General features: G+C 61.8%; 15 protein-coding genes and 1 pseudogene. 9 read left to right on the top strand and 7 right to left on the bottom strand.

Annotation, left to right across the window (positions count from 1 at the left end; genetic code table 11):
* Positions 1-259: 259 nt before the first annotated feature.
* Entirely contained in the window at positions 260-1,069 is an 810-nt protein-coding gene (locus ASD52_RS06465; RefSeq protein WP_025425547.1) for an alpha/beta hydrolase, read from the bottom strand.
* A 219-nt stretch (positions 1,070-1,288) separates the two neighbouring features.
* On the opposite strand from ASD52_RS06465, the gene infC reads away from it, so the two are divergent.
* The 7 genes from infC (at position 1,289) to pheT (ending at position 7,047) form a co-directional block, all read left to right on the top strand.
* Positions 1,289-1,825, top strand: coding sequence for a translation initiation factor IF-3 (gene infC, locus ASD52_RS06460; protein WP_038576631.1), 537 nt, complete (start codon positions 1,289-1,291; stop codon positions 1,823-1,825).
* A 65-nt stretch (positions 1,826-1,890) separates the two neighbouring features.
* A complete protein-coding gene (locus tag ASD52_RS06455; RefSeq protein WP_156407901.1) occupies positions 1,891-2,040 on the top strand; it encodes a hypothetical protein in 150 nt (49 codons plus the stop codon).
* 172 nt (positions 2,041-2,212) lie between these two features.
* On the top strand, positions 2,213-2,416 hold the full coding sequence (rpmI, locus tag ASD52_RS06450) for a 50S ribosomal protein L35 (RefSeq protein WP_025425550.1): 204 nt from the start codon (positions 2,213-2,215) through the stop codon (positions 2,414-2,416).
* Positions 2,417-2,455: 39 nt separating this feature from the next.
* A complete protein-coding gene (gene rplT, locus ASD52_RS06445) occupies positions 2,456-2,860 on the top strand; it encodes a 50S ribosomal protein L20 (RefSeq protein ID WP_025425551.1) in 405 nt (134 codons plus the stop codon).
* Positions 2,861-2,951: 91 nt separating this feature from the next.
* Positions 2,952-3,353: a hypothetical protein gene (locus ASD52_RS06440; protein WP_025425552.1), complete on the top strand. Its 402-nt coding sequence runs from the start codon at positions 2,952-2,954 to the stop codon at positions 3,351-3,353.
* 51 nt (positions 3,354-3,404) lie between these two features.
* Positions 3,405-4,487 carry a phenylalanine--tRNA ligase subunit alpha gene (pheS, locus tag ASD52_RS06435; protein WP_057204340.1) on the top strand — a complete coding sequence of 361 codons (1,083 nt, stop codon included), beginning with the start codon at positions 3,405-3,407 and terminating at the stop codon, positions 4,485-4,487.
* Between the two features lie 133 nt (positions 4,488-4,620).
* Positions 4,621-7,047, top strand: a complete 2,427-nt coding sequence (gene pheT, locus ASD52_RS06430) for a phenylalanine--tRNA ligase subunit beta (RefSeq protein ID WP_025425554.1) — start codon at positions 4,621-4,623, stop codon at positions 7,045-7,047.
* A 60-nt stretch (positions 7,048-7,107) separates the two neighbouring features.
* Here pheT and ASD52_RS06425 read toward each other — a convergent pair whose 3' ends face one another.
* The 3 genes from ASD52_RS06425 to ASD52_RS06415 all read right to left on the bottom strand — a co-directional run bounded on the left by ASD52_RS06425 (position 7,108) and on the right by ASD52_RS06415 (position 8,966).
* Entirely contained in the window at positions 7,108-7,464 is a 357-nt protein-coding gene (locus ASD52_RS06425; RefSeq protein ID WP_234907898.1) for a VOC family protein, read from the bottom strand.
* 41 nt (positions 7,465-7,505) lie between these two features.
* A complete protein-coding gene (locus ASD52_RS06420; protein WP_025425556.1) occupies positions 7,506-7,865 on the bottom strand; it encodes a nuclear transport factor 2 family protein in 360 nt (119 codons plus the stop codon).
* 105 nt (positions 7,866-7,970) lie between these two features.
* Positions 7,971-8,966 (bottom strand): aldo/keto reductase, encoded by a 996-nt coding sequence (locus tag ASD52_RS06415; protein WP_025425557.1) that lies wholly within the window; start codon positions 8,964-8,966, stop codon positions 7,971-7,973.
* Positions 8,967-9,193: 227 nt separating this feature from the next.
* Between ASD52_RS06415 and ASD52_RS06410 the strand changes: the two genes are divergently transcribed.
* Positions 9,194-10,084, top strand: coding sequence for a LysR family transcriptional regulator (locus tag ASD52_RS06410; RefSeq protein ID WP_025425558.1), 891 nt, complete (start codon positions 9,194-9,196; stop codon positions 10,082-10,084).
* Positions 10,085-10,170: 86 nt separating this feature from the next.
* Entirely contained in the window at positions 10,171-10,815 is a 645-nt protein-coding gene (locus ASD52_RS06405) for a hypothetical protein (protein WP_038576634.1), read from the top strand.
* Here the strand turns inward: ASD52_RS06405 and ASD52_RS06400 are convergent.
* The 3 genes and pseudogenes from ASD52_RS06400 to ASD52_RS06390 all read right to left on the bottom strand — a co-directional run.
* On the bottom strand, positions 10,767-11,240 hold the full coding sequence (locus tag ASD52_RS06400) for a GNAT family N-acetyltransferase (protein WP_057223705.1): 474 nt from the start codon (positions 11,238-11,240) through the stop codon (positions 10,767-10,769). The two genes, ASD52_RS06405 and ASD52_RS06400, sit on opposite strands and share 49 nt — an antisense overlap.
* Before the next feature lie 19 nt (positions 11,241-11,259).
* Positions 11,260-12,210, bottom strand: coding sequence for an aldo/keto reductase (locus tag ASD52_RS06395; protein ID WP_025425561.1), 951 nt, complete (start codon positions 12,208-12,210; stop codon positions 11,260-11,262).
* A gap of 466 nt (positions 12,211-12,676) precedes the next feature.
* Positions 12,677-12,892 (bottom strand): annotated as a pseudogene (locus tag ASD52_RS06390) (IS110 family transposase); the annotation flags it as partial.

Here is a 12,892-nt window from a genome sequence, read left to right as displayed (position 1 = left end):
GGGCTCTTCCTGTCCGGACGTATTCGCGCAATCCTGAGTTGAGGGCAGCTTGTTCAGGTCTTCCGCCTCACGCTGCTCTAATCGTTAATAAAGAGTTAATAGCGTTGGGGTCGGAGAGTCAATCTACTGATTCGGCCATTGGACTTTATGGTTAAAGCCGTTGCCGAAACGCAGCGCAAAGCCCTGCGCAGCAGGCGGTCTGCGGCGCATGGACGCGGAAATTGGGGGTAGAAAGGGCGTCGAGCGCCGGCCTATCGGCTTAAGCCGAAGGCAGCATGTTTCCGATCGCCTGTTTCATTTTAGCAATGTCTTCCTCGCGCGAAAGACGGTGGTCGCCGTCACGGATGAGCGTCATGACGACGTCGTCGGCCGGAAGGTGCTCCATCAGTTTCAGCGCGTGCGTGTAGGGCACATCCGGGTCGCGCATGCCCTGCAGGATGTGAACCGGGCAGCCGGTGGTGATGGTGCCGACGAGCACGCGGTTGTCGCGGCCGTCCTCGATCAGGGCGCGCGTATAGATGTTGGGCTCGGGGCTGTATTCGGACGGTTCCTCGAAATAGCCGCGCTCGGCAAGCGAGTGCCGCTCGATCTCCGTCAGGTTTGGTTCGATGAGTTCGGCGGTAAAGTCGGGAGCAGGCGCGATCAGTACCAACCCGGCGATGCGTTCGCTGAGGCCGCGCTGGCGTAGTTCCTGGATCAGCCTCATCGCGATCCAGCCGCCCATCGATGAGCCGATCAGGATCAGGCGCTGCCCGGGGGCGGCATGTTCGACGACGGCAAGGCTTTCTTCCAGCCAACGCGAGATCGTGCCGTCCTTGAAGGCGCCGCCGGAGGCGCCGTGGCCGGAATAGTCGAAGCGGATGCAGTCGGTTGCCCTGTCTCTCGCAAGCTGCTCGACCTCGACCGCCTTCGTCCCGGTCATGTCGGAGCGGTAGCCGCCAAGCCACACAAGCGTCGGCCGATCGGAGCGCTTTTGTGCCCGCAGGATCCGCATGGCGATGCGGCGACGGGCGGCATCCTTGCCAACCTCGATGAAGGTTGTTTCGGTTTCGGCTGGCGTCGTTTGCATCTCAATTCTCTCCAAATGCCCGGATTGGCGGCGAATTTCTTTCTAAAACAGATTCGTCTTGGCTTCGACAGGTGGTGATTTTCCCTGCGAGCCATGCTATTGACTCTCCCGTCGCAATTCACACATTGCCGTCGGCGGCAGATTGAAGCATTTCGGCCAAGGCCGCGCCGACTAATAATTGAACCGCATTTTCGGAAACAGCTCGAGGAGAGTACGACCATTCGCAGACCGTTCAAAACGGACGCCCCCGTCAAGGAGGGACCGCGCTCAAACAAGGAAATCCGGGTGCCCCGGGTTCAGCTTATCGATGCCGAAGGCCAGAATATCGGTGCCATCCCGATCGACCAGGCGCTCCGCATGGCGGAAGAGGCCGGTCTTGATCTGGTAGAGATCGCACCGAACTCCGAGCCGCCGGTGTGCAAGATCCTCGATCTCGGCAAGCTGAAATACGCCAACCAGAAGAAGGCGGCCGAAGCGCGCAAGAAGCAGAAGATCGTCGAGATCAAAGAGATCAAGATGCGTCCCAACATCGACACGCATGATTATGAAGTGAAGATGCGGGCGATGAATCGCTTCTTCGAAGAGGGCGACAAGGTCAAGGTGACCCTGAAGTTCCGCGGTCGCGAAATGGCGCACCAGGAACTCGGCATGAAGCTCCTGCTTCAGGTCAAGGATGACACCCAGACGATCGCCAAGGTGGAGGCCGAGCCGAAGCTCGAAGGCCGCCAGATGATGATGGTCCTCGCTCCGCGTTGACCGAGGTGTCCGGGCGCAATGTCCGGAAACTGGATCAGGTAGGAAGCCGCCCGAAGGGCGGCTTTTTGCGTTTGAGGGTCCTTGCCATCAGCGCCGATATCGCCGATGCCTATGGCGCGAAGTTGATCCTCGGGCAGTCGCCGCTCGGCGGACTGGAGGCGGTGCTCGCCTTCGAAACGGCCGGCCGGCGCAAGCGTCGGCGCGATCCGGTTTGACGTTGTATGTCGCTTCTATGACGCTTCGTCGATTCCGCAGTTGCGCTTTCGGGGAGGTCCGGGTATAAGCGCCCGTCCGAACGGTCCGGCAGGGCATGCCGTGGCCGTTCTTAACGCTGGAAATGGACCTCGTCTGTCCGTTTCGAATTCTTAAGAAAAATGGAGTAGCAAAATGCCCAAGATGAAGACGAAATCGTCTGCCAAGAAGCGGTTCAAGATCACCGCTACCGGCAAGGTTCGTGCAGCAGCTGCTGGCAAGCGCCACGGCATGATCAAGCGTTCCAACAAGTTCATCCGCGACGCACGTGGAACCATGGTTCTCGCGGAGCCCGATGGCAAGAAGGTCATCAAGAACTACCTGCCCAACGGTCTCTAAGACTTTCAGGCATTTTGGACACGTTAAGGAGATCATGACATGGCACGTGTAAAACGCGGCGTAACCGCTCACGCCAAGCACAAGAAGACACTCAAGGCAGCCAAGGGCTTCTACGGCCGCCGCAAGAACACCATCCGCGCTGCAAAGGCTGCGGTTGATCGTTCGAAGCAGTTCGCTTACCGCGACCGCAAGGTCAACAAGCGCAACTTCCGCGCTCTCTGGATCCAGCGCATCAACGCTGCCGTCCGCGAATTCGGCCTGACCTACGGCCGCTTCATCGACGGCCTGAACAAGGCTGGCATCGAAGTCGACCGCAAGGTTCTGTCCGACATGGCTATCCATGAGCCGGCAGCATTCGGCGCCCTCGTCGAAGCTTCCAAGAAGGCACTTGCCTACCTCAAGGAAGCCGGTACGACCAACGAGTTTGAAAGCGCTGTTCGTTAAGCCAGCGTTTTCCCAAAACCGTTCTTGATTTTTGTTGGGAAACCCGCGCTGGCAGGGCTAGCGCGGGTTTTTCTTATTTGGCGGGACGAAAGTGTACGACGATCGAAAGGGGCCGCTTGCGGTTCGCGAGCTTGACGACGAGGACATGGCGGCTCTGCTGGCAGCACTTGCCGGCGGATCATCCCGTGTCGAACGACGCCAGCCTAGGGATCGTATGGTCTGGATCAAGCGTGACCGGCGCGTTGGCCCGCGTCTCGGACTGCTCTTCCTGCAGATCGCAAGCCGCGCGCTGAAGCCAGAAACGCCGGACCGGGCTTTTGCCGCCTGGAAGCTTGCGGCGCCAGCGGAAGCCGCCGTCGCTCCCTCAGAGATCAAACCGCTCTTTACGCGATTGTTGCCGCTGGCGCGCTTCTTCCTGCGCATCCAGAACGGTCATGACCCCGTGCGCCTCGTGGCGGCGACGGACTCACTGGCGACGCAATCACAATCCTGAAGACAACAACCGATATAGACCGAACCCATTCCCGCATCGAGGCAGGACAGAATGAGCGAACTGGAAACACTGGAACGGACACTGCTGGCGGACATCGATGCCGCCGGCGACGAAGGATCGATCGAGGCGGTGCGCGTCGGCGCGCTCGGCAAGAAGGGCTCGATCTCCGAGCTACTGAAGACGCTCGGCACGATGACGCCGGAAGAGCGCCAGACCCGTGGCGCCCAGATCAACGCGCTGAAGACCACGGTTGCAGAAGCGATCACCGCCCGCAAGTCGGCGTTGAAGGACCAGGCGATCGCCGAGCGTCTGGCCCGCGAAACCGTCGATATCAGCCTGCCGGTGCGCTCGTCCCCGGCCGAACGTGGCCGTATCCATCCGATCAGCCAGATCGTCGACGAGATCACCGCGATCTTCGGCGACATGGGTTTCTCGATCGCCGAAGGTCCTGACATCGAGACCGACTACTACAACTTCACGGCGCTGAACTTCCCGGAAGGCCACCCGGCCCGCGAGATGCACGACACCTTCTTCTTCAATGAAGATGACAAGGGCGAGCGCAAGGTGCTGCGCACGCATACCTCGCCGGTGCAGATACGCACGATGGAGGCGCAGGACCCGCCGATCCGCATCATCATCCCCGGCAAGACCTATCGCCAGGATTCCGACGCCACCCACTCGCCGATGTTCCATCAGGTCGAGGGCCTGGTCGTCGACAAGTCCGCGAACGTCGCCAACATGCGCTGGGTGCTGGAAGAATTCTGCAAGGCCTTCTTCGAGGTCGATCAGGTCACGATGCGTTTCCGCCCGTCGTTCTTCCCGTTCACCGAACCGTCCTTCGAGGTCGACATCCAGTGCGACCGCTCCGGCCCGATCGTCAAGTTCGGCGAGGGCACCGACTGGATGGAGATCCTCGGCTGCGGCATGGTCCACCCGAACGTGCTCAGATCCGGCGGGCTCGATCCGGACGAGTATCAGGGCTTTGCCTGGGGCATGGGTCTCGACCGCATCGCCATGCTGAAATACGGCATGCCGGACCTGCGTGACTTCTTCAACGCCGATGTCCGCTGGATGAACCATTACGGCTTCCGCCCGCTCGACATGCCGACATTGTTCGGCGGCCTCTCGGCCTGATCGCGCTGAAAATTGGAGCATTTCCAGGAAAAGTGCGAAGCGGTTTTCCGCCAGGAAATGTGTAAAAACAAAGGGATAGAGTGTTTCTGCAACCCGGTTTAAGCCGGAAACGCTCGAGGACACAGGTGAAATCATGAAATTCACGCTTTCCTGGCTCAAGGACCACCTTGATACCGACGCTTCGCTGGACGAGATCTGTGCGCGCTTGACGATGATCGGGCTTGAAGTCGAGGATGTCGACGACAAGGCCGCCTTCAAGCCGTTCGTCATCGCCAAGGTCGTTTCCGCCGAGCAGCATCCGAATGCCGACAAGCTTCGGGTCCTGATGGTCGATACCGGCACAGGCGCACCGGTTCAGGTCGTCTGCGGCGCGCCGAACGCCCGCGCCGGCCTCGTCGGCGCCTTCGCCGCATCGGGCACCTACGTGCCGGGCATCGACGTCACGCTCTCCGTCGGCAACATTCGCGGCGTCGAAAGCCACGGCATGATGTGTTCGGAAAAGGAACTCGAGATCTCCGACGACCACAACGGCATCATCGACCTGCCGGATGATGCGCCTGTTGGCACGAGCTATGCGGCCTATGCCAGCCTCGACGATCCGATGATCGAGATCAACCTGACGCCGAACCGCCCGGATTGCACCAGCGTTTACGGCATCGCCCGCGACCTCGCAGCCTCTGGCCTCGGTACGCTGAAGGCCCGCGCGGCACCCGCCTTTGCGGTCGAAGGCGAGACCCCGGTCAAGCTGACGATCGACCTTGGCGAAGATCGTCACCTTTGCCCAGGCTTCGGCCTGCGGCTCGTGCGCGGCGTCAAGAACGGCCCGTCGCCGAAATGGATGCAGCAGCGGCTGCTGTCGATCGGTCTTCGTCCGATTAACGCGCTGGTCGACATCACCAACTACATGACCTTCGACCAGGGCCGGCCGATGCACGTCTTCGACGCGGCCAAGGTTACGGGCAACCTGACTGTGCGCCGCGCCAAGGAAGGCGAAACCGTGCTTGCGCTCGACCAGCGCGAATACAAGCTCGGCCCGAACAACGTCGTCATATCAGACGAAAAGGCCATCGAGTCGATCGGCGGTATCATGGGCGGCGAACACTCCGGCTGCGATGAGAACACCACAGACGTGCTGATCGAATCGGCGCTCTGGGACCCGATGAACATCGCCAAGTCCGGCCGCACGCTCGGTATCATCACCGACGCGCGCTACCGCTTCGAGCGTGGTGTCGATCCGGAATACATGGTGCCCGGTCTCGAGCGCACCACCGAACTGGTCCTCGAGCTTTGCGGCGGCAAGCCGGCCAAGGCAGAAGTCGTCGGCTATGCCGGCTATAGCCCGAAGATCGTCGATTTCCCGATGTCCGAGGTCAAGCGCCTGACGGGGCTCGAGGTTTCCTCGGAAGAGAGCGTCACGATCCTGAAGAAGCTTGGCTTCGGCGTCCAGGGCTCGGGCGAGCGCGTCAACGTTTCGGTGCCGTCCTGGCGCCCGGATGTCGACGGCAAGGCCGATCTCGTCGAAGAGGTCATGCGCATCCACGGCGTCGACAACATTGTTGCAGCACCCTTGCCGAGCCATGGCACCGTCAATGGCAAGATCCTGACGACGCTGCAGATCCGCACCCGCCTTGCCAAGCGCGCGTTGGCGAGCCGCGGCATGCTGGAGGCCGTCACCTGGTCGTTCATTTCCGAAGACCAGGCGAAGCTCTTCGGCGGCGGTCAGCCGGCGCTGAAGCTTGCCAACCCGATCGCGGCCGATATGTCGGACATGCGCCCGTCGCTGTTGCCGGGTCTCCTGTCGGCGGCACAGCGCAATGCCGACAAGGGCTTTGGCGACGTTGCGCTCTTCGAAGTCTCCGGCACCTATGAAGGCGATGGCCCGGATCAGCAGCGCCGCGTTGCCGGTGGCGTACGCCGTGGCACCGCATCGCTCAACGGCGCCGGTCGTCTCTGGTCGAATGCTGCCAAGGGCGGCGGCAAGCCGGTCGACGTCTTCGACGCCAAGGCCGATGCGATCGCGGTCTTGGAAGCCTGCGGCGTGCCGATGGGCAATGTCCAGTTCGAAGCCGGCGGTCCCGCCTGGTATCATCCCGGCCGTTCCGGCACGATCAAGCTCGGTCCGAAGATCGTGCTTGGCTCCTTCGGTGAATTCCACCCGAAGACGCTTGAGGCGCTCGATGTCTCCGGTGCACTCTGCGGCTTCGAAATCTATGTCGACGCCATGCCGGAACCGAAGAAGAAGGCGACCCGCACCAAGCCGGCACTTGATCTTTCGCCGTTCCAGGCGGTCAAGCGCGACTTCGCCTTCGTCGTCGACAAGGGCGTCGAGGCAGGTGCCATCCTGCGTGCAGCCTCCGGCGCCGACCGCAAGCTGGTGACCGGCGTCAGCGTCTTCGACGTGTTCGAGGGAGCGTCCCTTGGCGAAGGCAAGAAGTCGATCGCCATCGAAGTGACGATCCAGCCGGTCGAGCGCACGCTGACCGACGAGGACTTCGAGGCTTTGACGGCCAAGATCGTCGCCAACGTCACCAAGACGACAGGCGGCGTGTTGCGCGCCTGAAGGCCGTTCGGTTTATAACCATGGCAAAGGCCGCTGCTTGCAGCGGCCTTTGCCATGCGGCTAACCAATGCGTTGCATCAGCTCGATCCGGTTGCCGAAGGGATCGCTGACGTAACACCTGGCATATCCGGCAAGTGGCGCGTCACGCGTGATCGACACGCCGGAGGCTTCGAGTCGCAAAGGGAGCAGGGCAAGGTCGTCGACAAGGAAGGCGGGATGAGCCTTGCGCGCAGGCGAGAAAGCCGGGTCGATACCGAGGTGAATTCTTGCCTCTCCTCGCTCGAACCAACAGCCACCACGTCCGGCAAGGTTCAATGGTTTCTGCACCTCGGTTAGGCCGAGCAGCCCTTCATAGAAACCCCGTGCTACATCCTCCATCCCGGCAGGCATGGCCAGCTGGACATGGTCGAGCGCCATGATTTGACCTATGGCCTCGAGGCTCCCGCTTGATCCCGCCATCAGGCGTGAAGGTGGTAGATCTTGTTGACGATCACCCAGCGCCCGTCGATCTTGACCAGCGACAGATAATCGGAAAAGCGTTCGCCGGCGAAGCTGTCGATCACCTTCACCGTTGCCGCATCGCCGGTAATGTCGGTCATCTCCACATCCATCTCCGGCTGGCTCCCGGGCGGCGCGGCCCCCTGGTCCAGAACCGCCTTGATGAAGCCGTCGCGCGTCATCCATTCGAGCGCGCCTCTGTAGTTGCCGATGATCGCCGCGTCTGGGTGAAACGCCTTGCGCAACGCACCTTCGTTGGCAAAGGCCATGCCGTCCACATAGAGATGCACCACCGCGCTGATCGCCTGCTCGTCGGACATTCCCGATCCTCCGAAATTGTTGGTCACGACAGGAAAGGTAGTGCATCCGGCTGAAAATTCGATGGGTGAATGCCCCGCCTCGGCAAGGAGGCGGGGCATGCGCGTTCAACGATTGGTGAGCGCCAGCGATGCTTCCGTATAGCGCTTGCCAGCAACGAGCGCCGGCGACAGCGCATCGCCGAGCCGGGCAAGTTCGTCAGCGCTCAGCACGATATCGGCCGCGGCCGCATTCTGCTCCAGGTGGTGGAGCTTGCGCGCGCCGGGGATGGGCACGATGAAGTCGCCCTGATTGATCACCCAGGCGAGCGCCAGCTGGGCGGCGGTTACGCCTTTTTCGCGCGCGAGCGCTTCCAGCGTTTCGACAAGGGCGGCGTTGGCGCCGAGGTTTTCCGCCTGGAAGCGCGGCAACGAGCGACGGAAATCGTCCGCTGCAAGATCGTCAGCCTTGCGGATCGTGCCCGTCAGCATGCCGCGCCCAAGCGGGCTATAGGGCACGAAGCCGATGCCGAGGTCGCGGCAGGTCGCCAGCACGTCCTCTTCCGGGTCTCGCGACCAAAGCGAATATTCGCTCTGGACCGCCGCGATCGGATGCACCTTGTGGGCACGTCGGATCGTTTCGGAACTTGCCTCGGAAAGCCCGAGCGTGCGCACCTTGCCCTGGCGCACCAGATCGGCCATGGCGCCGACGGTTTCCTCGATCGGAACCCCGGGATCGACGCGGTGCTGGTAGTAGAGGTCGATCACATCGATCCCAAGCCTCTTCAGCGAGGCGTCAGCCACGGCCCTTGCGTTTTCCGGTCGACCGTCGATGCCTTTGATCGCCTCGGCCGCTGGTTTGCCGGGCTCTATGCGGAAGCCGAATTTAGTCGCGATCGTGACCTTGTCGCGTAGCGGCTTCAACGCCCGGCCGACAAGCTTTTCATTCTCGTAAGGGCCATAGACTTCGGCCGTGTCGAAGAAGGTGACGCCGAGGTCGACGGCGCGCTGCAGCGTGCGGATCGATTCCGCCTCGTCGGCGCCGCCATAGGCAAAGCTCATGCCCATGCAGCCAAGACCAATGGCGGAGACGGTCAGTTCATTCCCGAGTTTGCGGGTCTTCATGTCATGTCCTTTCGGGGTAGGGGCGACCATGCAGGCGCGCCAAGGTGGCCCGCGAACGCATCGAAACGCCCGGTATTCGTCGGCGCTTGGCCAGTCGGCTCCAAGCGGCGTCCTGCATGCCGCTCTTCCCGGTGCCGTCTGGCTACGACGATGATCAAAGGATAGGGCCGCAGCATGCGGTTGAAAATCTCTGTCAACTCTCACGGGCTGTTCTATTATTTAGATCAATGAACAGGACCCAGCTTTCCCAACTCGCCGTCCTTGCCGCGGTTGCCGCCCATGGCAGCTTCCGTGGTGCCGCCCGCGAGCTTGCCATCGCACCATCGGCCGTCAGCCACGCGGTCGGCAGCCTTGAAGCGAGCCTTGGTGTGCGGCTTTTATCGCGCACCACCCGCAGCGTCGCGCCGACCGAGGAGGGGCGGCGCCTCCTTGAACGACTGGCACCGGCGCTCGACGAGATCGCCCACGCGCTGGAGGCTGCCACGGACACGCGCGACCGTCCGGCCGGCAATCTGCGCATCACGGCGCCGCGATTTGCCGCCGATCTTATCCTGGCGCCCCGGCTTGGTGCCTTTCTCAACCGCTACCCGGAGATCGTGCTGGAAATCGCCAACGAGGATGGTTTCACCGACATCGTCGAACAAGGCTACGACGCCGGCATCCGACTCGGCGAAAGCCTCGAAGCCGATATGATCGCCGTCAAGGTCGGGCCGGAGCTGGAAAGTGCGGTTGTTGCATCGCCCGATTATTTCGAGCGTTTCGGCCGCCCCTTTCATCCGAGCGATCTCGCCGGCCACCGCTGCATCCGGCGACGCTTTTCCAATGGCACGCTCTATCGCTGGGAGTTCGAGAGGCACGGCGAGGAATTGACGGTTTCCGTCGAGGGGCCGTTAATCCTTGGGGAAGACCGGCCGATTATCAAGGCGGCGATGGGTGGAGCAGGGCTTGCCTATCTCTTCCTCTCGCGGGTGGAAACGCCAATCGCCGAAGGGCGGTTGATCCGCGTGCTCGAGGATTGGTGCGCGCCCTATGCCGGCCCGTTTCTCTACTATCCGAGCCGGCGCCAGATGCGCCCGGCCCTTCGCGCCTTCATCGATTTCTTCAAGCATGCGAGCTAGGCCGGTTGATGGCCCTCATCAACGGCTATCGGCGTTTGCATCGGACTTGCAATCGCCGGTCGGCCGGGCAAAGTCGCGCTGACGCGGTGTGTCACGAGGGGAAGCGCAGTGAAGAAACCGCATTGGAAGATCTCGGGCGCGTGCGGCTGTCGAAAAACTTCTTCTTGCGCGAGTTCCTGCATTCGGAGATCGCCGATTTTCATCGTATCCCGAATATACCCGATGATCCCGAGCTGGCGATCGAGGCCGGGCGGCGGTTGTGCGAGGAGCTACTGGAACCGCTGGAAGCGACCTTCGGCCGTTTGACCATTCGCTCCGGATACCGAAACCGCGCGGTCAACGGTTTTGGCAATGCCCGCGGTCTCAACTGCTCGAGCAATGCGGCGTCGGCGGCCGATCACATCTGGGACATGCGCGATGCGGACGGCTGCATCGGCGCATCCGCCTGCATCGTCATTCCCTGGGTCTGGGACCGTCGCCACGAGCTCGGCGGCTGGCAGTCGATCGCCTGGTGGATCCACGACCATCTGCCCTATTCATCGCTCTGTTTCTTTCCGAAACTCTGGGCGTTCAATATCCAATGGCACGAGCGGCCGGCGCGCCGGATCCGAAGCTTCGCCGAGCCGCGCGGGATGCTGACCAAGCCCGGCATGGCGAACCAGCACGGCAGCCATCATGCGTTCTACGCACTCTTGCCCGAGCCGGTGAACGTGCCGAAAGTCAACTTGTAGCGCACGTGGTCGTCGGTTGCCGAGTAGCGGTCGTAGAGACGGCGCGCCACGGCATTGTCGCGTTCGGTATACCAATAGAGCCGGTCCCAGTCCGACGCCTGGCAGAGCGCGATCAGGTCGTCGATCATGGCGCGGGCGACGCCTTGGCCGCGCGCTGATGGATCAACGTAGAGATCCTCGATGCAGCAGATGGGGTGTCGGAAGAAGGTCGCGAGCTGTTCCTGGCAGATCACGAAACCGACCGGTTCGCCATCGAGGATCGCCAGCCGGGCAAAGAGCGGTGCAGCGGGATCGATGAGGCGGCTCCAGGTCAGACTGACGATGTCCTCCGCCAGCTCAATGCCGGAAAAGGCGACATAGCCGGCCCACAGGCGGCGCCAATGCGTTTCGTCGCTGGCGGTCGCCGCCCGTATGCTCAATGCCATCGTCCTTGCCTTGCTCCTGCTATTCGCTGACGTCGTTGAGCTGTCGAATTGCCTCGTCGCTCAAGGTCAGCTGGGTCGAACGGATGAGGCTCGTCAACTGGTCGAGATTGGTGGCGCTGGCGATGGGAGCGGTGATGCCCTTGCGGTTTCGCACCCAAGCGAGCGCAATCTCGGCCTGCGTTGCTCCGGTCTCTTCAGCGATTTCGTCGAGCACGCCGAGGATGCGCATGCCGCGGCCGTCGAGATATTTTTCGACGCCCGAGCCGCGCGCCGACCCTTCAAGGTCCTTGTGCGTGCGGTATTTGCCCGAGAGGAAGCCGCGCGCCAGGCCGAAATAACTGATGACGCCGATCTCTTCGCTGACGCAAAGATCGCGCAACGGCCCGTCGAAACTGTCGCGATCGTAGAGATTGTATTCCGGCTGCAGCACCGCATAGCGCGGCAGGCCGCCATTGGCGCTGACATCGAGCGCTTCGCGCAGCTGCAGCGAGTTCAGGTTCGAGGCGCCGACGGCGCGCACCTTGCCCTCAGACAAAAGCTGGTCATAGGCGGCAAGTGTTTCTTCGTAAGGCGTTTCGGGGTCTGGCCAGTGCGAGAGGTAAAGGTCGATATAATCAGTCTGCAGCCGCTTCAGTGAATCCTCGACCGCCTGCAGGACCCAGCGGCGTGACAGGCCCTTGCGGTCCGGCCCAAGCTCGGAACCGACCTTGGTAACGATCACAGCCTTGTCGCGGCTGTGGCCGGACTGTTTCAGCCATTTGCCGATGATCGTCTCGGATTCGCCGCCCTGGTTTCCTGGTGCCCAGGACGAGTAGACGTCAGCGGTGTCGATGGCATTAAGGCCGGCATCGAAGAAGGCGTCGAGCAGGGCGAAGGACGTCTTTTCGTCAGCTGTCCAGCCGAAGACATTGCCGCCGAAGACAAGCGGCGCGATTGAAAGGTTAGTGCGGCCAAGTCTGCGTTTTTCCATGGTTTCGCTCCATTGGACTGGATGAAAGCAAGTGCGCGATCGGGAGGATGCCGGCACGAACATAAGGCAAGCGAACAAAGCTTGTCACCTGCCGCCGGTCTTTTTTATCGGTCGTCGCCGCTTGATAGGTACGCACCTCGCCGCTACGGCGCCGCGCGTCATATGACGCGCTAAAGGCGCTGTAACGCTTTAAACTGCTGCATGATTTTCTCCAATGAAAGAACACAAGGGGCGAAACGCCTTCGATTGGCGGCTTTTCCTTGGGTTCGGTTTCGTTCTGACCGGCTTTTTGCCGATCGGCTCAATGTTCTTCCTTCCGCTGGACAGGGCCGTCCTTCGGTTCTGAACCAGTCTCCAATGCGTGACCCTGATGCCTTGGCTTCGGTCACAGAGTGGCGTTCGGCTCCCGGTTTCCCATTCTCCTTAAGGAGCGCAGCCCGGACCTGCCGGGCTCGCTAAAAAGCCATCAGGACAACCGGGATATCGTCGACGCGCCTCCCATCGTGCTTTCGCCGCGCGGCTCATAGGCGCGCTGGTCACGCAGGATCTGGAAGGCGATCGTCAAAAGCTTGCGCGCGATCGCTACACGCGCCTTGTTGGTTCCTCTGATCTTCAGATGCTCGTACTGGTCATGAAGTTGCGCATCGCTGGCGATGGCGGGGGTGACGGCTTCGACGAAAGC

The organism is Ensifer sp. Root142 (assembly GCF_001426785.1).
GTDB lineage: Bacteria > Pseudomonadota > Alphaproteobacteria > Rhizobiales > Rhizobiaceae > Ensifer > Ensifer canadensis.
The sequence above is the reverse complement of the archived record's forward strand: the minus strand, read 5'-3'. Positions and strand labels throughout refer to the sequence as shown.